Source organism: Streptomyces radiopugnans (assembly GCF_900110735.1).
Classification (GTDB): Bacteria; Actinomycetota; Actinomycetes; order Streptomycetales; family Streptomycetaceae; genus Streptomyces; species Streptomyces radiopugnans.
Map to the genome: position 1 here is coordinate 949,186 of NZ_FOET01000001.1, position 21,220 is coordinate 970,405.

General features: G+C 72.5%; 15 protein-coding genes and 1 pseudogene. 13 read left to right on the forward strand and 3 right to left on the reverse strand.

Annotated elements, in window-relative coordinates:
• The first annotated feature begins 166 nt into the window (after positions 1 to 166).
• A complete protein-coding gene (locus tag BMY40_RS04125; protein WP_093655348.1) occupies positions 167 to 1,153 on the forward strand; it encodes a TerC family protein in 987 nt (328 codons plus the stop codon).
• 62 nt (positions 1,154 to 1,215) lie between these two features.
• Here BMY40_RS04125 and BMY40_RS04130 read toward each other — a convergent pair whose 3' ends face one another.
• The 3 genes and pseudogenes from BMY40_RS04130 to uvrA all read right to left on the reverse strand — a co-directional run.
• Positions 1,216 to 4,485: a phosphodiester glycosidase family protein gene (locus BMY40_RS04130; protein ID WP_093655350.1), complete on the reverse strand. Its 3,270-nt coding sequence runs from the start codon at positions 4,483 to 4,485 to the stop codon at positions 1,216 to 1,218.
• A 387-nt stretch (positions 4,486 to 4,872) separates the two neighbouring features.
• Positions 4,873 to 5,304, reverse strand: a complete 432-nt coding sequence (locus BMY40_RS04140; protein WP_093655352.1) for a Rieske (2Fe-2S) protein — start codon at positions 5,302 to 5,304, stop codon at positions 4,873 to 4,875.
• A gap of 38 nt (positions 5,305 to 5,342) precedes the next feature.
• Positions 5,343 to 8,174, reverse strand: a pseudogene (gene uvrA, locus BMY40_RS04145) (excinuclease ABC subunit UvrA); the annotation flags it as partial.
• Between the two features lie 189 nt (positions 8,175 to 8,363).
• Here uvrA and BMY40_RS04150 point away from each other — a divergent pair.
• From BMY40_RS04150 to pgi, 12 genes are all read left to right on the forward strand, one after another.
• The gene (locus tag BMY40_RS04150; RefSeq protein ID WP_093655356.1) at positions 8,364 to 9,098 is read left to right on the forward strand and encodes a maleylpyruvate isomerase family mycothiol-dependent enzyme; all 735 of its coding nucleotides are present in this window, start codon (positions 8,364 to 8,366) and stop codon (positions 9,096 to 9,098) included.
• A 48-nt stretch (positions 9,099 to 9,146) separates the two neighbouring features.
• A complete protein-coding gene (locus tag BMY40_RS04155) occupies positions 9,147 to 9,803 on the forward strand; it encodes an MBL fold metallo-hydrolase (protein WP_093655358.1) in 657 nt (218 codons plus the stop codon).
• 79 nt (positions 9,804 to 9,882) lie between these two features.
• Positions 9,883 to 11,940, forward strand: coding sequence for an excinuclease ABC subunit UvrC (gene uvrC, locus BMY40_RS04160; RefSeq protein WP_093655360.1), 2,058 nt, complete (start codon positions 9,883 to 9,885; stop codon positions 11,938 to 11,940).
• Positions 11,941 to 11,991: 51 nt separating this feature from the next.
• Positions 11,992 to 12,942: an RNase adapter RapZ gene (rapZ, locus tag BMY40_RS04165; RefSeq protein ID WP_093655362.1), complete on the forward strand. Its 951-nt coding sequence runs from the start codon at positions 11,992 to 11,994 to the stop codon at positions 12,940 to 12,942.
• Positions 12,939 to 13,958, forward strand: coding sequence for a gluconeogenesis factor YvcK family protein (locus BMY40_RS04170; RefSeq protein WP_093655364.1), 1,020 nt, complete (start codon positions 12,939 to 12,941; stop codon positions 13,956 to 13,958). Before rapZ ends, BMY40_RS04170 begins: the two co-directional genes overlap by 4 nt.
• Positions 13,949 to 14,926 carry a DNA-binding protein WhiA gene (gene whiA / locus BMY40_RS04175; protein ID WP_093655366.1) on the forward strand — a complete coding sequence of 326 codons (978 nt, stop codon included), beginning with the start codon at positions 13,949 to 13,951 and terminating at the stop codon, positions 14,924 to 14,926. Before BMY40_RS04170 ends, whiA begins: the two co-directional genes overlap by 10 nt.
• 256 nt (positions 14,927 to 15,182) lie before the next feature.
• Positions 15,183 to 16,187: a type I glyceraldehyde-3-phosphate dehydrogenase gene (gene gap / locus BMY40_RS04180; RefSeq protein WP_093655368.1), complete on the forward strand. Its 1,005-nt coding sequence runs from the start codon at positions 15,183 to 15,185 to the stop codon at positions 16,185 to 16,187.
• Positions 16,188 to 16,332: 145 nt separating this feature from the next.
• Positions 16,333 to 17,535 carry a phosphoglycerate kinase gene (locus BMY40_RS04185; protein WP_093655369.1) on the forward strand — a complete coding sequence of 401 codons (1,203 nt, stop codon included), beginning with the start codon at positions 16,333 to 16,335 and terminating at the stop codon, positions 17,533 to 17,535.
• Between the two features lie 144 nt (positions 17,536 to 17,679).
• On the forward strand, positions 17,680 to 18,456 hold the full coding sequence (gene tpiA, locus BMY40_RS04190) for a triose-phosphate isomerase (RefSeq protein ID WP_093655371.1): 777 nt from the start codon (positions 17,680 to 17,682) through the stop codon (positions 18,454 to 18,456).
• A 150-nt stretch (positions 18,457 to 18,606) separates the two neighbouring features.
• Positions 18,607 to 18,843, forward strand: a complete 237-nt coding sequence (secG, locus tag BMY40_RS04195; RefSeq protein WP_093655373.1) for a preprotein translocase subunit SecG — start codon at positions 18,607 to 18,609, stop codon at positions 18,841 to 18,843.
• Between the two features lie 210 nt (positions 18,844 to 19,053).
• Entirely contained in the window at positions 19,054 to 19,389 is a 336-nt protein-coding gene (locus BMY40_RS04200; RefSeq protein ID WP_076971064.1) for an RNA polymerase-binding protein RbpA, read from the forward strand.
• 134 nt (positions 19,390 to 19,523) lie between these two features.
• The gene (pgi, locus tag BMY40_RS04205) at positions 19,524 to 21,188 is read left to right on the forward strand and encodes a glucose-6-phosphate isomerase (protein WP_093655375.1); all 1,665 of its coding nucleotides are present in this window, start codon (positions 19,524 to 19,526) and stop codon (positions 21,186 to 21,188) included.
• Positions 21,189 to 21,220 lie beyond the last annotated feature (32 nt).

The window sequence follows — 21,220 nt, forward strand, 5'->3', positions numbered from 1 at the left end:
TTTCCTTGGCTCTGCTTTACCCTGCCTTGAGCGGAGGGGAGTACTCCCGTGTGCGGCGTTCCCGTCAGTACGGGCCGGGTGTGACCGGCCCCGGGGCGTCGGCCCGCGGACCGATCGGGTCCCGGGCGGAGGAGACCTCCGGCAACCGGAGCCGGAGGATTCCCGTATGGACGTTTCCACGACCACCTGGGCGCTGACCATCGTCGGTCTGTGCGCCCTCATCGCCGTCGACTTCTTCATCGGCGGACGCAAGCCGCACGAGGTCTCCATCAAGGAGGCCGGCATCTGGACGATCGTCTGGGTCGTCCTGGCGATCCTGTTCGGCATCGGGCTGTACGCCGTCGGAGAGGGGCGGGCGGCGAGCGAGTTCGCCGCGGGCTACATCACCGAGAAGTCGCTCAGCGTCGACAACCTCTTCGTCTTCGTGCTGATCATGGCGAAGTTCGCGGTGCCCACCATCTACCAGCAGCGCGTGCTGATGATCGGAGTGCTCATCGCACTGGTGATGCGCGCGATCTTCATCGCGGCGGGCGCCGCGCTGATCTCCGCCTTCTCCTGGGTCTTCTTCATCTTCGGCGGCTTCCTCATCTGGACGGCCTGGAAGCTGGTGCGCGAGGCCCGCGCCGAGGCCGCGGGGCACGAGGAGGAGGCGTACGAGGAGAACCGCCTGCTGAAGATGGTCGAGCGGCGCTTCCCCTCCACCTCCCAGTACCACGGCACCAAGCTGTTCGTCGTCGAGAACGGCAAGCGGCTGATGACGCCGATGCTGATCGTCATGCTGGCCATCGGCAGCACGGACCTGCTGTTCGCCCTGGACTCCATCCCGGCGATCTTCGGCCTGACCCAGGACCCGTACATCGTCTTCACCGCCAACGCCTTCGCCCTGATGGGCCTGCGCCAGCTCTACTTCCTCATCGGCGGACTGCTCAAGAGGCTGGTGCACCTGTCCTACGGGCTGTCGATCATCCTCGGCTTCATCGGCGTCAAGCTGGTGCTGCACGCCCTCCACGAGCAGGGCGTGCACGTCCCGGAGATCTCCACCCCGGTGTCGCTGGCCGTCATCTGCGGTGTTCTGGTCGTCACGACGATCACCAGCCTGCGTGCGTCCCGGAAGCTGCTGCGCGAGGAGGAGCAGGCCGCGCCGCGCGACTGAGCCGGCCCCTCCCGAAGCGGCGGTACGGCCGGCCTCACGCCCGGCCGTACCGCCGCCGCGCGTCACCGCACCACCGCGACCCGCTGCTCCCGCCGCTCACCGCTCACGGCCACCGCCACGGTCACCGTTCCCGGCCGCAGCCCCGTCAGGGTGCCCGCCACCGGGTCGAGGAAGGCGACGCAGCCCGCCCGTGCCCGCGCCCGCTCCGCGTCCCCGGTGCACAGACCCCGCGAGCCGGTCCAGTCCGCGCTCAGCGGCCAGCCCACCGGCACCGTACGCGCCGAGCTCCCGCCGCCCTGGACGACCGCCGCGGAGACCCTCCCCGGCGCACCGCCCGCCGCCACGGAATCGGGCGCGGTCAGCGAGAGCCCGTCCACATGGGCGCGGGTCTGGACCGAGATCCAGTCCCGGCCGGAGCCCTTGTCCACCCCCACCAGCGACCAGCCGCTGAAGCCGCCCTCGTCCGCGGGCGCGGCCGGTGCCTTGCCCGCGTTGCCGTTGACCAGGTACGGCACGCCGTCCACCCGGGAGGCGTGGAAGACGCCGACGTGCGCCCCGATGAACGCCGCCCCCTTGCCGGTGCGGTGGCGGAAGTCGCCGAGCCAGTCCTCCAGGAGGTCCGCCTCCAGCCGGTCGGTCAGCCGGCTGCCCTGCTGCGGGGTCGGATCGCGCGGCGGTACGTGCGCCAGCACCACGACCGAGCCGATCCCCTCGTCCCGCGCGGCGGCGTCCAGGCGCTCCCGCAGCATCCGGATCTGCTCCCAGCCTCCGCCGCGCAGGGTCAGCGAGGAGGTGTCGAGGGTGATGAAGCGAGTGCCCTCGTGGTCGAAGGAGCGGTGTGCGTCGCCGAACTCCGCGCGGAAGTTCCCGATGGAGCCGCCCATCACCTCGTGGTTGCCCGGCACGTAGTACCAGGGCACCTCGTCGCCCAGCTCCTCGTCGAGCACCCGGCGGGCGAAGGCGAGGTCCCCGGGTGAGCCCTCGTCCACCCAGTCCCCGTTCACCACGGCGAAGTCGGGCCGGGCCGCCCTCACCTCCCGCAGGGTGCGCCGGGCCTTGCGCACCGCCTCGCCGTCCGGATCGCGGGCGACGAACTGGGCGTCGGAGACCACCGCGAACCGCCAGTCGCGGGCGGCCGTGCCGGCGGCCGTCGAGATCAGCGGGTCCCGGTGGGGGCCGGAGGCAGGCAGGGCGACGTCCGGCGGGGTCCGGGCGGTCAGCCCGTCCAGGACGACCTCGCCGCGGTACAGCTCGCCGGGCCGGGTCTCGGCCAGGTAGAACCGCCGGACCTTCAGCGGATGGGCGACGCCCTCGGGCACCTCGAAGGTGATCTGCCGCCAGCCGGTCCAGGTGACGTGCGGGCCGCGCAGTATCTGCGAGGTGCCGGCGGCGTCGGTGAGGTGGAGCGAGGGCCAGGCGCCGTGTCCGTCGCCCCTGAGCCACAGGGTGAAGCTCTGCGGCTGGCCGGGGACGGGGATCTGCAGCGGGGGGTTGGCGTAGGCCGCGCGGGTCGCGGTGGACTGCGTGAAGTCGTACTCCATCCGCAGCCCGGTGCCGTCGTGCCCGGCGGGATCGGCGCTCAGGGAGCCGGAGGCGCGTGCGGCGCTGAAGGTCCACTGCCCGGCGTCGTCGAAGTGCGCCACCTCGCGGTCCGTCAGGCCCACGGTGACGGCCAGGACCGTCTTCTTCCCCGCGACGGTCGCCCTGACCAGCCCGGAGGCGGACTCGGTGCCGTCGGTGGCGGCGACGGTGAATCCGCCGCGCGCCGGGTCGGGGTCGATGCGGAAGAGCGAGCGGTCGTAGTCGAGCGCCACGTCCGACGGCTCCACGGGGGCGCTGCGTCCCTCGGCGTCGAAGCCGGTGAACCCGAAGTGCGCCTCGACGCCGGGCCCGGGGAGCCCGACCCGTTCCCGGGAGGGGGCGATCCGCTCCAGCGCGCCCAGCACCGTCAGGGTGGTGGAGCCGCGGGCGTGACCGCGGCGCGCGACGACATCGGCCGTACCGGACGCGCGGGCGTGGAAGACACCGTCGCCGTCCACCCGGCCGACCTCGGGGCGGGAGCTGTGCCAGCGCGCGGCCGTCTGTGCCGGGCGTGCCGCCGGACCGTCGGCAGGGCCGTACGTCTCGTCGTGCCCCGCCGCGGTGAGCGCGCGGGTCAGACCGGGGAAGACCCGTTCCGGATGGCCGCCGGGCACATTGTCCGCCGAGGGGGCCTCGGTCGGCTCCGCGACCGTCTCCACCCAGAAGCCCTCCAGGCCTCCGCTGCCGTCGGGGGCGGTGACGGCCAGCCCGTTGGGGACCTCACGCTCGGAGCCGTCGGAAGGGCTGTTCTCCACCTGCGGGGTGTCCGAGCCGGGCTCGCGGGCGATCAGCGTCGAGGAGCCGCCGCCGTCGAGGTTGAGCGCGTTGTGGGCGCCCAGCTCGTCCATCATCAGGGCCAGTTCGGTGAGGGTGACGCCGCCGGACGCGGCCTGGCGGCCGTCCACGGTCAGTACGTGCATCGTGGAGCCGTCCCGGGAGAAGCCCACGGCGGTGCGGGGCGCGGCGGTGTTGTTGGGCCGTCCGTCCCAGTTCCGCGGTTCGCCGTCCTCGACCAGCACGCCGCGGCCGCCGACCGCGGTGCGGGGCATCTCGCCCCCGTCGGTACGCAGCCCGTACTCCCAGCTCACCGCGTCCCCCGGAGCCAGCGCGGCCAGGGCCTTCGCACCCGCGTCCCGGCCGAGCAGCACGGTCGTGCCCTCGGGGACCGGTCCGCTTCCGGGGGAGTCGTCCACGCCGGTGACCCGGCCGTCGGCGACGGTGACCTCGGCGACCTGCGACGCGCCGTCCACTGCCAGGGCGCGGTCTGCCGGGCCCCACCGGGTGTTGTAGGCGCCGATGCCGTCGGCGGGGACGTTCGCGGCGTTGTACGCGGCCAGCGGCTCGGTCCCGCCGGGCAGGGTGAGGGTGCCCTCGAAGTACAGGCCGAGGACACGGCCCGCGCCGTCCGCGCCGAAACCGGCCGCCTCATGGACGCCGGGGACGGGCGAGTGGGTGATCTCGCCGTCGTCCAGGCCCGGGCCGAGCGGGGCGCCGGTTTCGTTGATGTCGAAGAAGTCGGCGTTGAAGGCGGCCACGGTGCGGCGCCCGGGGCCGGGGTCGTGCGCGGTGGCCAGTTCGGAGACGGTGGCGCGGTCGGAGACGGTGCCCGCCGACAGGTAGTCGACCTCCGCGCCGCCGCCGAGATCGACGCTGAGGGCGTCGGCGCGCAGCCACTTGTCCGGCTCCAGCCGGTCGAACGAGGTCAGTGTGGTGCCGGGTGCCACGGGCCGTACGGTGCGGGACAGCTCCATGCCGTCGTCGGCGGTGGAGGCGACGGAGGCGGTGCGTACGGGTGGGGAGGGCGAGGCGGGGGCGGAGGCTACGGGGACGGCGGCGACCGGTGGCGCCGACCCCAGCCCGAACGCGAGGAGGACGGCGAGGCCCACCGAGGCCCGACCGGAGGATCTTCTGCTCTGCGACCTTCGTGACACGACATCACCCACAGACGCTGCGAGAGAGCGCGCTTTTGCGCGTCCAGCGCCACAGGGTGGCAAGGCCGACCGGTCTACACCAGAGGGCGTGCGCGAACACCGCCGGAACAACACGCGTTCCCCGTGCGTCCGTTGGACCGAACGGACGCACGGGGAACGCGCGGAAGCGGAGCGGAGTACGCAGCCGGCCGACGGGGCCGGCCGTGCTCAGTCGCCGGGGCCGGCGACGAGTCTGCCGCCCTCCACCCTGACCGGGACCGAGGGAAGAGGCGCGCCCGCCGGACCGGCCAGCACCTCGCCGCTGGTGGTGTCGAAGAGGCTGCCGTGACAGGTGCAGTCGGCCTCCAGCTCCTTGACCGAGGTCAGCACGCAGCCCGCGTGGGTGCACACCGCGCTGAACGCCCTGTACTCGCCTTCGGAGGGCTGCGAGACCACCAGTCTCTTCTCGCGGTACAGCCGGGCGCCGCCCACCGGTACGGCGTCGGCCGCGCCGAGGTCCACGGGTGCGGTCGGGACCGCCGGGGCCCGCCCGCCGCCCCCGCCGGAGCAGGCGGTCAGGCCGAGACCCGCGGCTCCGGTGAGGGCCACGCCGCACAGCACGGTACGGCGGGCGGGGGAGCCGGGAGAGCTGTCGCTCATGGTCGTGTTCTCCTCTCGGCCGCTCACGGCCTCAGCGGCAGGACGTCCTGGAGGAACTTGCCGGTGTGGCTCTCCGGCACCACCGCGACCTGCTCCGGGGTGCCCTGGGCGACGACCGTGCCGCCGCCGCTGCCGCCCTCCGGGCCCATGTCCACGACCCAGTCCGCCGTCTTGACCACATCGAGGTTGTGCTCGATGACGATCACCGTGTTGCCCTTGTCCACCAGCCCGGACAGCACCTCGATCAGCTTGCTGATGTCCTCGAAGTGCAGACCGGTGGTCGGCTCGTCCAGGACGTAGACGGTACGGCCGGTGGAACGCTTCTGGAGTTCCGAGGCGAGCTTCACGCGCTGCGCCTCGCCGCCGGAGAGCGTGGTGGCGGGCTGGCCGAGCCGCACGTAGCCCAGACCGACGTCGTTGAGGGTGCGCAGGTGGCGGGCGATGGCGGGCACCGCCTCGAAGAACCCCAGCGCCTCCTCGATCGGCATGTCCAGCACCTCGGCGATGGACTTGCCCTTGTAGTGCACCTCCAGGGTCTCCCGGTTGTAGCGCGCGCCGTGGCAGACCTCGCACGGCACGTACACGTCCGGCAGGAAGTTCATCTCGATCTTGATCGTGCCGTCGCCGGAGCAGTTCTCGCAGCGGCCGCCCTTGACGTTGAAGGAGAAGCGCCCCGGCAGGTAGCCGCGGACCTTCGCCTCCGTCGTCTCCGCGAACAGCCGGCGCACATGGTCGAAGACGCCCGTGTACGTGGCCGGATTGGAGCGGGGGGTACGGCCGATGGGGGACTGGTCGACGTGCACGACCTTGTCCACGTTCTCGTCGCCCTCCACCCGCACATGCCGCCCCGGCACCGACTTCGCGCCGTTCAGCTCGCGGGCCAGGTGGGTGTAGAGGATGTCGTTGACCAGGGTGGACTTGCCCGAGCCGGAGACGCCCGTGACCGCGGTGAACACCCCCAGCGGGAACGACACGTCGATGTTGCGCAGGTTGTTCTCCTTGGCGCCGCGGACGGTCAGCATCCGCTTGCGGTCCACCGGGCGGCGCTTCTCCGGGGTCGGGATGGCCCTCCGCCCCGACAGGTACTGCCCGGTCACCGACTCCTCGTTGGCCAGCAGTTCCTTCAGCGGACCGCTGTGCACCACCTTGCCGCCGTGCTCGCCCGCGCCCGGACCGATGTCCACCACCCAGTCGGAGGTCTTGATGGTGTCCTCGTCGTGCTCGACGACGATCAGGGTGTTGCCCATGTCCCGCAGCCGCACCAGGGTCTCGATCAGCCGGTGGTTGTCGCGCTGGTGCAGGCCGATGGACGGCTCGTCCAGCACGTAGAGCACGCCCACCAGGCCGGAGCCGATCTGGGTCGCCAGCCGGATGCGCTGCGCCTCGCCGCCCGAGAGCGTCCCGGCGGCGCGGTTGAGGGAGAGGTAGTCCAGGCCGACGTCGACCAGGAACCGCAGCCGCTCGTTGACCTCCTTCAGGACCCGCTCGGCGATGGCCTTCTCGCGCTCGCTGAGCTCCATGGCGCTCAGGAAGTCGGCGCACTCGCTGATCGACATCGCGGAGATCTCGGCGATCGACTTCCCCTGCACCGTCACGGCCAGGACGATCGGCTTGAGCCGCGTGCCCTCGCAGGAGGGGCAGGGCACCTCGCGCATGTAGCCCTCGAAGCGCTCCCGGCTGGAGTCCGTCTCCGCCTCCGAGTGCCGCCGCCTGACGAACGGGACCGCGCCCTCGAAGGCCGTGGTGTACGACCGCTCCCGCCCGTAGCGGTTGCGGTAGCGGACCTCGATCTGCGTCCGGTGGCCGTTGAGCAGGGCCTTCCTCGCGCGCTGCGGCAGGCCGCTGAAGGGGATGTCGGTGCGGAACCCGAGCGCGTCGGCCAGGGCACCGATCAGCCGCCCGAAGTACTCCTTGCTGTGCCCGTGAGACCAGGGGTGGATCGCGCCCTCGTCCAGCGACTTGTCCGGGTCGGGGACGACCAGCTCCGGATCCACCTCCATGCGGGTGCCGATGCCGCTGCACTCCGGGCAGGCGCCGAAGGGGGAGTTGAAGGAGAACGAGCGCGGCTCCAGCTCCTCGAACGACAGGTCGTCGTAGGGGCAGTACAGGTGCTCGGAGTACATCCGCTCGCGCTGCGGGTCGTCCTCGTCCAGGTCGACGAAGTCGAGGACCACCATGCCGCCGGAGAGGCCGAGCGCGGTCTCGACGGAGTCGGTCAGCCGCCGCTTGGCGCTCTCCTTGACCGTCAGGCGGTCGACGACCACCTCGATGGTGTGCTTCTCCTGCTTCTTCAGCTTCGGCGGGTCGGAGAGCTGGACCGTGGTGCCGTCCACCCGGGCGCGGCTGTAGCCCTTGGTCTGCAGCTCGGCGAAGAGGTCGGTGAACTCGCCCTTGCGCTGGCGCACCAGCGGGGAGAGGACCTGGAAGCGGCTGCCCTCCGTCAGCGAGAGCACCTTGTCCACGATCGCCTGCGGGGACTGCCGGGCGATCGGGCGCCCGCACTCGGGGCAGTGCGGCTTGCCGACCCGCGCGAACAGCAGCCGCAGGTAGTCGTAGACCTCCGTGATGGTGCCGACCGTCGAGCGGGGGTTGCGGGAGGTGGACTTCTGGTCGATGGAGACCGCCGGGGACAGTCCCTCGATGAAGTCCACGTCCGGCTTGTCCATCTGTCCCAGGAACTGCCGGGCGTAGGAGGACAGCGACTCCACGTAGCGACGCTGCCCCTCGGCGAAGATGGTGTCGAAGGCGAGCGAGGACTTGCCCGACCCCGACAGCCCGGTGAAGACGATGAGGGAGTCGCGGGGGAGGTCGAGCGAGACGTTCTTGAGATTGTGCTCGCGAGCCCCACGGACGATGAGACGGTCGGCCACGCCGATTGGCACCTTTCGTGTGGGATGTAGGGGGCCGGACGCCTGCCCGGAGCCCCTGCCCAAGGGTATGGGGTAGCGCCGCCGTGGTGTCGTGCCCGGGGCGCATCGCGAGCCTATAGCACGTGCATTCGATTTACGGGTCTTCCTCTTCTCCTTCACCCGAAGGAGTGGTGGGGATAGCTTTGGATCATGACTGTGCCTGCCGCCGGCTCCGCCGGCCCCACCGCCGATCCGGTCGCCGACACCGCCGCCCTGCGGGAGTCCACCGACCGTCTCCTGACCGCCCTGCGGAAGCTGGACGACGCCGCCCTGGCCGCCCCCTCGAAGCTGCCGGGCTGGACCCGCGGCCATGTCCTCGCCCACCTCGCCCGCAACGCCGACGCCCTGGTCAACGTGCTGGCCGGCCGCCCCATGTACCTCAGCGCCGAGGCCCGCGAGGCCGACATCGAGCGCGACGCCCCCCGCCCCCTGGCGGCCCAGCTGGAGGACCTGCGCACCAGCGCCGCCCGCCTGGACGAGGCGATGGCCCGGCTCACCGGCGAGCAGTGGGGCGCCACCGTCGAACTGCGCAACGGCGTCACCGACCTCGCCTCCTCCCTCCCCTTCCGCCGCCGGATCGAGGTCGAGCTGCACCACGTCGACCTCGGCATCGGCTACGGCCTGGAGGACATGCCCGCCTCCTTCACCGACCGCGAGCTGGAGAACATGGCCAGGCGGTTCGCGGGGCACCCCGGGGTGGAACCCGTGGAGATGAGGGTGGAGGACGGCCGGGTCCTGCGCACGGGCCGCGAGGCCGGGCAGGAGGAGAGGGCGGTGACCGTCGCCGGCTCGCCCACCGCGCTCGTCGGCTGGCTCACGGGCCGCACCGACGGCACCGGACTCACCGCCTCCGGGGCAGTCCTGCCCGCGCTGCCGCCCCTCTGACACACTGATCGCCGCCCGCGCCCCCTCCCGGAAGGAGCCGCAGAACCCATGCCGTACACAGGAAAAGTCGCGGTCGGCGGTCCGCCGGACGTCCACGAGCTGACCGACCTGGTGATCTCCAAGGTGGCGGTCGGCCCCATGGAGAACAACGCCTACCTGCTGCGCTGCCGCGCCACCGGCGAACAGCTCATGATCGACGCGGCCAACGAACCCGACACCCTGCTGAGCCTCATCGGCGAGGACGGCATCGGCGCCGTCGTCACCACCCACCGGCACGGCGACCACTGGCAGGCGCTCGACACCGTCGTCCAGGCCACCGACGCGCGCACCTACGCCGGACGCTACGACGCCGAGGGCATCCCGGTGCCCACCGACGTGCCCCTGGAGGACGGCGATGCCGTGACCGTCGGCCGCATCACGCTCACCGCCCGCCACCTGCGGGGCCACACCCCCGGCTCCATCGCCCTGGTCTACGACGACCCCCACGGCCATCCGCACCTGTTCACCGGCGACTGCCTCTTCCCCGGCGGCGTCGGCAACACCCACGGCGACGCCGAGGCGTTCACCGCCCTGCTGAACGACGTGGAGGCCAAGCTCTTCGGCGAGCTCCCCGACGAGACCTGGGTCTACCCCGGCCACGGCGCCGACACCACCCTGGGCGCCGAGCGCCCGCACCTGGCGGAGTGGCGCGAGCGCGGCTGGTGACGGGCCCCGCGCGGCGTGCGGCGGCGGGGCGCGCCGCCGGCGGCCCTGCGTGTCGTACGCCGCCAGTAAGGTGGGCGCCATGGCAGACCCCTCCAGCTACCGCCCCAGGCCTGGAGAGATCCCCGACTCCCCGGGGGTCTACAAGTTCCGCGACGAACACGGCCGGGTGATCTACGTCGGGAAGGCGAAGAGCCTGCGCCAGCGCCTGGCCAACTACTTCCAGGACCTGGCGGGCCTCCACCCGCGCACCCGCACCATGGTCACCACGGCCGCCTCCGTGGAGTGGACGGTGGTCTCCACCGAGGTCGAGGCGCTCCAGCTGGAGTACTCCTGGATCAAGGAGTTCGACCCGCGCTTCAACGTCAAGTACCGCGACGACAAGAGCTACCCCTCCCTCGCGGTGACGATGAACGAGGAGTTCCCGCGCGTGCAGGTGATGCGCGGGCCCAGGAAGAAGGGCGTGCGCTACTTCGGGCCGTACGCGCACGCCTGGGCGATCCGCGAGACCGTCGACCTGATGCTGCGCGTCTTCCCGGTGCGCACCTGCTCGGCCGGGGTCTTCAGGCGTTCCGCCCAGATCGGCCGCCCCTGCCTGCTCGGCTACATCGGCAAGTGCTCGGCGCCCTGCGTCGGCCGGGTCGACGCCGAGGAGCACCGGCGGCTGGCCGAGGAGTTCTGCGACTTCATGGCCGGGCGCACGGGCGCCCACCTGCGCCGCCTGGAGCAGGAGATGCACCGGGCCGCCGAGGAGATGGAGTACGAGAGGGCCGCACGGCTGCGCGACGACATGGAGGCGCTGAAGCGGGCGATGGAGAAGAACGCCGTCGTCCTGACCGACGCCACCGACGCCGACCTGGTCGCGGTCGCCGAGGACGAACTGGAGGCGGCCGTCCAGATCTTCCACGTCCGCGGCGGCCGGGTGCGCGGCCAGCGCGGCTGGGTCACCGACAAGGTGGAGGAGGTCACCACCGCCGGCCTGGTCGAGCACGCCCTCCAGCAGCTCTACGGAGAGGAGAGCGGCGACGCCGTTCCCAGGGAGGTCCTGGTCCCCGCCCTGCCCGACCCGGTGGAGCCGCTCGCGGAGTGGCTGGCGGGCCGGCGCGGCGCGGCCGTGGACCTGCGCGTGCCGCAGCGCGGAGACAAGCGCGCCCTGATGGAGACGGTGCGGCGCAACGCCCAGCAGGCCCTGGCCCTGCACAAGACCAAGCGCGCCTCCGACCTGACCACCCGCTCCCGCGCGCTGGAGGAGATCGCCGAGGCCCTCGGACTGGACTCGGCCCCGCTGCGCATCGAGTGCTTCGACATCTCCCACCTCCAGGGCGAGGACGTGGTGGCCTCGATGGTGGTCTTCGAGGACGGCCTGGCCCGCAAGAGCGAGTACCGCCGCTTCCAGATCAGGGGCTTCGCCGGCCAGGACGACGTCCGCTCCATGCACGAGGTGGTCTCGCGCCGCTTCCGCCGCTACCTCCAGGAGAGGCAGCGCACGGGCGAGTGGGCCACCGGGGAGGACCCCGGAGCGGAGGACCCCGGAGCGGAGGGCCCCGGAACAGGGGACCCCGGAACCGGGGAACCGGGGGGCGGACCGGACGGGCCTGCCCCCGCCGAGGAGCGGGGCGGGAACCGGCCGCCGAAGTTCGCCTACCCGCCGCAGCTGGTCGTGGTCGACGGCGGGCAGCCGCAGGTCGCCGCCGCGCGGCGGGCCCTGGACGAGCTGGGGATCGACGACGTGGCCGTGTGCGGGCTGGCCAAGCGCCTTGAGGAGGTGTGGCTGCCGGGCGAGGACGACCCGGTGGTCCTGCCCCGGACCAGCGAGGGCCTGTACATGCTCCAGCGGGTCCGCGACGAGGCGCACCGCTTCGCCATCCGCTACCAGCGCGGCAAGCGGTCGCGGGCGATGAAGGCGAGCCCGCTGGACGCCGTCCACGGCCTCGGGGAGGCCCGCAAGCAGGCCCTGGTCAAGCACTTCGGCTCGGTCAAGCGGCTGCGCGCCGCCACCGTCGAGCAGATCTGCGAGGTCCCGGGCGTCGGACGCAAGACCGCCGAGGCCGTCGCCGCGGCCCTGGCGCAGGCGGCCCCGGCCGCCCCGGCGGTGAACACCGCCACGGGTGAGATCCTGGAAGACCGGGAAGACCGGTAGGACACCGGCGATCGACAGGCGGAACGCCACAGGTGGGCGGGGGAGAGCACGATGAACGAGCACACGGGAGACGGAGCGCAGGTGGGCACGGGTACGGGCGCGGTGGCGGACACCGCGGGGAACGGAGGCGACGGCGTCGCCGCCATCCCCGAACTGGTGATCATCTCCGGCATGTCCGGCGCAGGCCGCAGCACCGCCGCCAAGTGCCTGGAGGATCTCGGCTGGTTCGTGGTGGACAACCTGCCGCCCGCCCTGATCCCGACCATGGTCGACCTCGGCGCCCGCTCGCAGGGCAACGTGGCGAAGATCGCCGTCGTCGTCGACGTCCGCGGCCGCCGCTTCTTCGACAACCTGCGCGAGTCCCTGGCCGACCTCGACGCCAAGAACGTCACCCGCCGGATCGTCTTCCTGGAGGCGTCCGACGACGCCCTGGTGCGCCGCTTCGAGTCGGTGCGCCGTCCCCACCCGCTCCAGGGCGACGGGCGCATCGTGGACGGCATCGCCGCCGAGCGCGACCTGCTGCGCGAACTGCGCGGCGACGCCGACCTGGTCATCGACACCTCCGCCCTCAACGTCCACGAGCTGCGGGCCAAGCTCGACGCCCAGTTCGCCGGCGAGGAGGAGCCCGAGCTGCGGGCGACGGTGATGTCCTTCGGCTACAAGTACGGCCTCCCCGTGGACGCCGATCTCGTCGTCGACTGCCGCTTCCTGCCCAACCCGCACTGGGTGCCGGGGCTGCGGCCGTACACCGGCCTCAACGAGGAGGTCGCCCAGTACATCTTCAACCAGCCCGGCGCCAAGGAGTTCCTGGACCGCTACGCCGAACTGCTCCAGCTCATCGCCGCCGGCTACCGCCGCGAGGGCAAGCGCTACGTGACCGTCGCGGTCGGCTGCACCGGCGGCAAGCACCGCAGCGTGGCGATGTCCGAGAAGCTGGCCGGCCGGCTGGCCGCCGAGGGCGTCGAGACCGTCGTCGTACACCGGGACATGGGACGCGAGTGACCGTCCGCACCCGCAGACTGCGGCGCCTGGGCACCACCCGCAGGGCCCGCGGAGGGACCCCGAAGGTGGTGGCCCTCGGCGGCGGCATGGGCCTGTCCGCCTCGCTGGCCGCGCTGCGCCGGATCACCCGCGATCTGACCGCCGTGGTCACCGTCGCCGACGACGGGGGCTCCAGCGGGCGGCTCCGCGACGAGCTGGGCGTCCTGCCCCCCGGCGACCTGCGCAAGGCCCTGGCCGCGCTGTGCGGCGACGACGAGTGGGGCCAGACCTGGGCCCGGGTCATCCAGCACCGCTTCGTCAGCAGGGGCGACCTGCACGAGCACGCGGTGGGCAACCTGCTGATCGTCGCCCTGTGGGAGCAGCTCGGCGACCACGTCCAGGCGCTGGACCTGGTGGGCAAGCTGCTGGGCGCGCACGGCCGGGTGCTGCCGATGTCCGCCGTCCCGCTGGAGCTGCGGGCCCTGGTGCGGGGCCACGACCCGGCACGCCCGCAGGAGGTCACCACCGTCCGGGGCCAGGCCACCGTCGCCCTCACCCCCGGCGAGGTGCAGCAGGTGCACCTCGTCCCGCACGACCCGCCCGCCGTCCCCGAGGCCGTCGAGGCGGTCCTCGACGCGGACTGGGTGGTGCTCGGCCCCGGTTCGTGGTTCTCCTCGGTCATCCCCCACCTGCTGGTCCCCGAACTCCTCCAGGCGCTCACCGAGACCAGGGCGCGCCGTGTGCTCTCGCTCAACCTCGCGCCGCAGCCGGGAGAGACCGACGGCTTCTCCCCGCAGCGTCATTTGGAGGTTTTGGCCCGACACGCCCCTAAACTCGCCTTCGACGTGGTGCTGGCCGACCGGGCCGCCGTGCCCGACGAGGAGGGCCTCCGCGACGCCGCCCGGCGCCTCGGCGGCACGGTCGAGCTGGCGCCGGTGGCCGCCTCGGGAGGAGCCCCCCGGCACGACCCGGAGCTGCTGGCCGCCGCGTACGACCGGATTTTTCGAATGCATGGAAGGATCGGCCCATGGCGATGACGGCAGCGGTGAAGGACGAGATCTCCCGGCTACCCGTCACCCGGACCTGCTGCCGGAAGTCGGAGGTCTCCTCCATCCTGCGGTTCGCCGGCGGACTGCACCTGGTGAGCGGCCGCATCGTGATCGAGGCCGAGCTGGACACCGGCATCGCGGCCCGCAGACTCCGCAAGGACATCCTGGAGATCTTCGGCCACGCCTCCGACCTGGTGGTCATGGCCCCCGGCGGGCTGCGCCGCGGCAGCCGCTACGTCGTACGGGTGGTGGCGGGCGGTGACCAGCTCGCCCGGCAGACGGGGCTGGTCGACGGCCGCGGCCGCCCGGTGCGCGGCCTGCCGCCGCAGGTGGTCTCCGGGGCCACCTGCGACGCCGAGGCCGCCTGGCGCGGCGCCTTCCTGGCGCACGGCTCGCTCACCGAGCCCGGACGCTCCTCCTCCCTGGAGGTCACCTGCCCCGGCCCCGAGGCCGCCCTCGCCCTCGTCGGCGCCGCCCGCCGCCTGCAGATCGCGGCCAAGGCGCGCGAGGTACGCGGTGTGGACCGGGTCGTCGTCCGCGACGGCGACGCCATCGGCGCGCTGCTGACCCGGCTGGGCGCCCACGAGTCCGTACTGGCGTGGGAGGAGCGGCGGATGCGCCGCGAGGTGCGCGCCACCGCCAACCGCCTGGCCAACTTCGACGACGCCAACCTGCGCCGCTCGGCCCGGGCCGCCGTCGCCGCCGGGGCCCGGGTGCAGCGCGCGCTGGAGATCCTGGGCGACGAGGTGCCCGAGCACCTGGCCGCGGCCGGCCGGCTGCGCATGGAGCACAAGCAGGCGTCCCTGGAGGAGCTGGGAGCGCTGGCCGACCCGCCGCTGACCAAGGACGCCGTCGCCGGGCGCATCCGGCGGCTGCTGGCCATGGCCGACAAGCGCGCCGCCGACCTGGGGATCCCGGGCACCGAGTCGAACCTGACGGAGGAGATGGTCGGCTGACCGGGCCCCGGCCGCCCCTCCGTTCCACCCCCCGCGCGCCGCGCTCGCCGCGGGCCGCGGCCGTGGACCGGGGCGTCTGGGATGTCTGCCCGGCGCCCTCGCGGGTACGTCCTGCCACCGGTGCGCCACACCGCACACGGCGGGTGGCCGATGTCACTTGCGAGCACCCGGCGCGGTAGGGTCGGAGATGGTCGGGGACATCCCAAACAGCTTTCGCCGGTGTCCGCACCGGCGTACCTAGCGAGGAGATCGGTTCGTGACGATCCGCGTAGGCATCAACGGCTTCGGCCGCATCGGACGGAACTACTTCCGCGCTCTCCTGGAGCAGGGCGCGGACGTCGAGATCGTCGGTGTCAACGACCTGACCGACAACGCGACCCTTGTCCACCTGCTGAAGTACGACAGCATCCTGGGCCGTCTGAAGCAGGAGGTCAGCCACACCGCCGACACCATCACGGTGGGCGGACAGACCTTCAGGACGATGGCCGAGCGCGACCCGGCCGCCCTTCCGTGGGGCGAGCTGGGCGCCGACATCGTCATCGAGTCCACCGGCATCTTCACCAAGCGCGAGGACGCCGCCAAGCACCTGGCGGCGGGCGCGAAGAAGGTCCTCATCTCGGCCCCGGCCAAGAACGAGGACATCACCGTCGTCATGGGCGTCAACCACGAGTCCTACGACGCCGAGAAGCACCACGTCGTCTCCAACGCCTCCTGCACCACCAACTGCGTGGCGCCGATGGCCATGGTGATGGACGAGAACTTCGGCATCGTCAAGGGCATGATGACGACCGTCCACGCGTACACCAACGACCAGCGCATCCTGGACTTCCCGCACAAGGACCTGCGCCGCGCCCGTGCGGCGGCCGAGAACATCATCCCGACCTCGACCGGCGCCGCCAAGGCGACCGCGCTCGTCCTGCCCCAGCTCAAGGGCAAGCTGGACGGCATCGCCATGCGCGTCCCGGTCCCGACCGGCTCGGTCACCGACCTCGTGCTGGAGCTCGACCGCGAGGTCGGCAAGGACGAGGTCAACGCCGCCTTCCAGAAGGCCGCCGAGGGCCGGCTGAAGGGCGTCCTGGAGTACACCGAGGACCCGATCGTCTCCTCGGACATCGTCAACTGGCCGGCCTCCTGCACCTTCGACTCCTCCCTGACCATGGTCCAGGGCAAGCAGGTCAAGGTCGTCGGCTGGTACGACAACGAGTGGGGCTACTCCAACCGCCTCGTGGACCTGACGGTCTACGTCGGCGAGCGGCTCTGACACGCTGCCGGGCAGCAGCGTCGAGACGTGACGCGGCGGGGTTCGCGGGGCGCGATGACGCGCCCCGCGGGCCCCGCCTCGCGATGACCGGCCGCAGGGCCGGCGACCGTGCAAACCACCGAGCAGACCACCACGGAGCCACACCATGAAGACGATCGACGACCTCGGCGTCGCGGGCAGGCGGGTCTTCGTCCGCGCCGATCTGAACGTGCCGCTCGAGGGCGGGACCATCACCGACGACGGCCGCATCCGTGCCGCCGTCCCGACGATCGGCAGGCTTGCCGAGGCCGGCGCCAAGGTGATCGTCGCCTCCCACCTGGGCCGCCCCAAGGGCGCCCCGGACCCGCAGTTCTCCCTCGCCCCCGTGGCCGGGCGGCTGGGCGAACTGCTGGGCAGGGACGTCGCGTTCGCCACCGACACCGTCGGCGAGTCGGCGAAGTCCACCGTCGGGGCCCTCGCCGACGGACAGGTCGCGGTGCTGGAGAACCTGCGCTTCAACGCCGGCGAGACCAGCAAGGACGACGCCGAGCGCGGCGCCTTCGCCGACAGCCTGGCGGCCCTCGCCGACGTCTACGTCGGCGACGGCTTCGGCGCGGTGCACCGCCGCCACGCCTCCGTCTACGACCTCCCGGCGCGGCTGCCGCACGCCGCCGGCGGCCTGATCGCCACCGAGGTCGGCGTCCTGCGCAAGCTCACCGAAGACGTCGAACGCCCCTACGCCGTGGTCCTGGGCGGCGCGAAGGTCTCCGACAAGCTCGGCGTCATCGACCACCTGCTGGAGCGCGCCGACCGCATCCTCGTCGGCGGCGGCATGGCGTACACCTTCCTGAAGGCCCAGGGGCACGAGATCGGAGCCTCGCTGCTCCAGGAGGACCAGATCCCGGCCGTCCAGGGCTACCTCAAGCGCGCCGAGGAGCGCGGCGTGGAGTTCGTCCTCCCCGTCGACGTGGTGGCCGCCGCCGGTTTCCCGGACCTGAGGACCAAGGCGCCCTCCGAGCCCGTCACCGTGGCCGCGAACGCCATCCCGGCCGGTCTGATGGGGCTGGACATCGGCCCCCGCAGCCAGGAGCTGTACGCCGCCAAGCTCGCCGACGCGGCCACCGTCTTCTGGAACGGCCCGATGGGCGTCTTCGAGCACCCGGACTACGCCGAGGGCACCCGGGCCGTGGCCCAGGCGCTGATCGACAGCCCGGCCTTCACCGTGGTCGGCGGCGGGGACTCCGCCGCAGCCGTCCGCATCCTGGGCTTCGACGAGGAGGCCTTCGGCCACATCTCCACCGGGGGCGGCGCCAGCCTGGAGTACCTCGAGGGCAAGACGCTCCCCGGCCTGGCCGCGCTGGAGGACTGATCCGGTGCGCCGGGCCGCCCGGCGCACCGGGGGAGCACACGCGGCCGCCGGGCCGCAGGCGATCACGATGCCCGCGCCTCCGCGCCGCGCGGGCGACAGCGAAACGCTCCGCCGCGGCGGAGCGAACCGAAAGGCAGCCTACCGATGGCAAACCGCACCCCGCTGATGGCGGGCAACTGGAAGATGAACCTCAACCACCTGGAGGCCATCGCCCACGTCCAGAAGCTCGCCTTCGCCCTGAACGACAAGGACTACGAGGCCGTCGAGGTCGCCGTCCTGCCGCCCTTCACCGACCTGCGCTCGGTGCAGACCCTGGTGGACGGCGACAAACTGAAGATCCGCTACGGCGCCCAGGACCTGTCGGCGCACGTCTCCGGCGCGTACACCGGTGAGATCTCCGGGGCGATGCTGGCGAAGCTCAACTGCACCTACGTCGCCGTCGGCCACTCCGAGCGGCGCCAGTACCACGGCGAGACCGACGAACTGTGCAACGCCAAGGTCAAGGCGGCCTACCTGCACGACCTCACCCCGATCCTGTGCGTCGGCGAGGGCCTGGAGGTCCGCAGGGCCGGCGACCAGGTCGCCCACACCCTCGCCCAGGTGGACGGCGCGCTCAAGGACATCCCCGCCGAGCAGGCCGCCCGCATCGTGATCGCCTACGAGCCGGTGTGGGCCATCGGCACCGGCGAGGTCGCCACCCCCGAGGACGCCCAGGAGGTGTGCGGCGCGATCCGCGGCCGCCTGGCCGAGCTGTACGACCGCGAGCTGGCCGACGCGGTCCGCATCCAGTACGGCGGCTCGGTGAAGTCCGGGAACGTCGCCGCGATCATGGCGCAGCCGGACGTGGACGGCGCCCTGGTCGGCGGGGCCGCGCTGGACGTGGACGAGTTCGTGAAGATCGTCCGGTTCCGCGACCAGTAGGGCCGCCGGCGACCGCCGCCGGCGAGTGACGGCGGGCCGCCCACGTCGTACCCTGTCGGGGCCGGGAGCGAGCACGCGCAGCGCCTCCCGGCCCCGTACCCTGCAAGTCCCGACAGTTCCCGTCATCCGTCCGAGAGAGTTGGTCCAGCCGTGATCCTGGGGTTCTCCATCGCCCTCATCGTCTTCAGCCTGCTGCTGATGCTGCTCGTGCTGATGCACAAGGGGAAGGGCGGCGGCCTCTCCGACATGTTCGGCGGCGGCATGCAGTCCTCCGTCGGCGGCTCCTCGGTCGCCGAGCGCAACCTCGACCGCATCACGGTCGTGGTGGGTCTGATCTGGTTCGCCATCATCGTGGCGCTCGGCATCCTGATGAAGCTCGACGGCTGACGCCCGCCGACGCCTGCCACGCGACGGCGGCCGCCGCGCTCTGACGCCGTGTCGCGTTCCCGGCCTATCATGAGGCTCGCGCCCACGGTGCCCGAAGGGGGCCGCAACTCGGGTCTGTGGACGCGCGTTGGGCCCTACGTACACTGGGGCACCCGCAGCGGAGCGGCCTGTCGATGCTCCGCGGCACCGTGAAGGCAGGGAGTTACGACCGTGGCAAGTGGCAACGCGATCCGGGGAAGCCGGGTCGGAGCGGGGCCGATGGGGGAGGCCGAGCGAGGCGAGTCCGCGCCGCGCCTGCGCATCTCCTTCTGGTGCTCCAACGGGCACGAGACCCAACCCAGCTTCGCCAGCGACGCGCAGATCCCGGACACCTGGGACTGCCCGCGCTGTGGCTTCCCGGCCGGCAAGGACCGGGACAACCCGCCGGACCCGCCGCGCACCGAGCCGTACAAGACCCACCTCGCGTACGTGCGCGAGCGGCGCAGCGACGCCGACGGCGAGGCGATCCTCGCCGAGGCGCTGGCCAAGCTCCGCGGGGAGATCTGAACGCCGGTCGACCCGCCGGGCAACGGCGCACGACGGCCCGGCCGTACGCCCCCACGGGGCGCGCGGCCGGGCCGTCGTTCCATTAGGTTGGGACGCGGCGGGGTCCGTACGACAGGAATGGACTGATTTCCCAGATGAACGCTGAAGGCCGCGGCAGGCTCGACCGGATGCCGCAGTGGCAGGCGCTGGCCAGGCACCGCGAGGAGCTGGGGGAGGTGCACCTGCGCGAGCTGTTCGCCGCCGATCCGCGGCGCGGCGAGCGCTACGGCGTGCGGGTCGGCGACCTGTACCTGGACTACTCCAAGAACCTCGTCACGGACGAGACCCTGCGGCTGCTGCGCGAGCTGGCCGAGGCGGCCGGGGTGGCGCGGCTGCGGGAGGCGATGTTCCGCGGTGAGCGGATCAACACCACCGAGGACCGGGCCGTCCTCCACACCGCCCTGCGCGCCCCGCGCGACGCGGTGGTCGAGGTGGAGGGGGAGAGCGGGGAGAACGTCGTCCCCGCCGTGCACGCCGTGCTCGACCGGATGTCCGCCTTCGCCGAGGCGGTGCGGGCCGGGAAGTGGGCCGGGCACACCGGCCTGCCCGTCAGGAGCGTCGTCAACATCGGCATCGGCGGCTCCGACCTGGGGCCGGCGATGGCCTACGAGGCGCTGCGCGCCTACACCGACCGGGAGCTGGACGTCCGCTTCGTCTCCAACGTGGACGGCGCGGACCTGCACGAGGCGCTGCAGGGCCTGGACCCGGCCCGGACGCTGTTCGTCGTCGCCTCCAAGACCTTCACCACGATCGAGACCATCACCAACGCCACCTCCGCCAGGAACTGGCTGCTGGCCGGTCTGGGCGCGGGGAGGGAGGCGGTGGCCAAGCACTTCGTGGCGCTGTCGACGAACGCCGAGGCGGTCGCGGAGTTCGGCATCGACACCACGAACATGTTCGAGTTCTGGGACTGGGTCGGCGGGCGCTACTCGTACGACTCGGCCATCGGCCTCTCCCTCATGATCGCCATCGGCCCGGACCGCTTCCGCGAGATGCTCGACGGCTTCCGCACCGTCGACGAGCACTTCCGCACCGCGCCGCCCGAGGAGAACGCCCCGCTGCTGCTGGGCCTGCTGGGCATCTGGTACGGGGGCTTCTGGGACGCGCAGTCGCACGCGGTGCTGCCCTACAGCCACTACCTGTCGAAGTTCACCGCCTACCTCCAGCAGCTCGACATGGAGTCCAACGGCAAGTCCGTGGACCGGCAGGGCGAGCCGGTGAGCTGGCAGACCGGCCCGGTGGTGTGGGGCACGCCCGGCACCAACGGCCAGCACGCCTACTTCCAGCTCCTGCACCAGGGCACCAAGCTGATCCCGGCGGACCTGATCGGCTTCGCCCGGCCCGTGGCCGGCCTGGAGCCCGCCCTGGCGGCCCAGCACGACCTGCTGATGGCCAACCTCTTCGCCCAGGGCCAGGCGCTCGCCTTCGGCAAGACGGAGGACGAGGTCCGCGCCGAGGGCGTCGCCGAGGAGCAGGTCCCGCACCGCACGTTCCGCGGCAACCGCCCGACGACGACGATCCTGGCCTCCGAGCTGACCCCGTCGGTGCTGGGGCAGCTTGTCGCCCTCTACGAGCACAAGGTGTTCGTCCAGGGCGCGGTGTGGGACATCGACTCCTTCGACCAGTGGGGCGTGGAACTCGGCAAGGTGCTCGCCAAGCGCATCGAGCCCGCGCTGACCGAGGGCGCCGAGGTGGAGGGCCTGGACGCCTCCACGGCGGCCCTGGTGGCCCGCTACCGCTCGCTGCGCGGCCGGGACTGACGAGCCGGACCGAGCCGGACCGAGCCGGACCG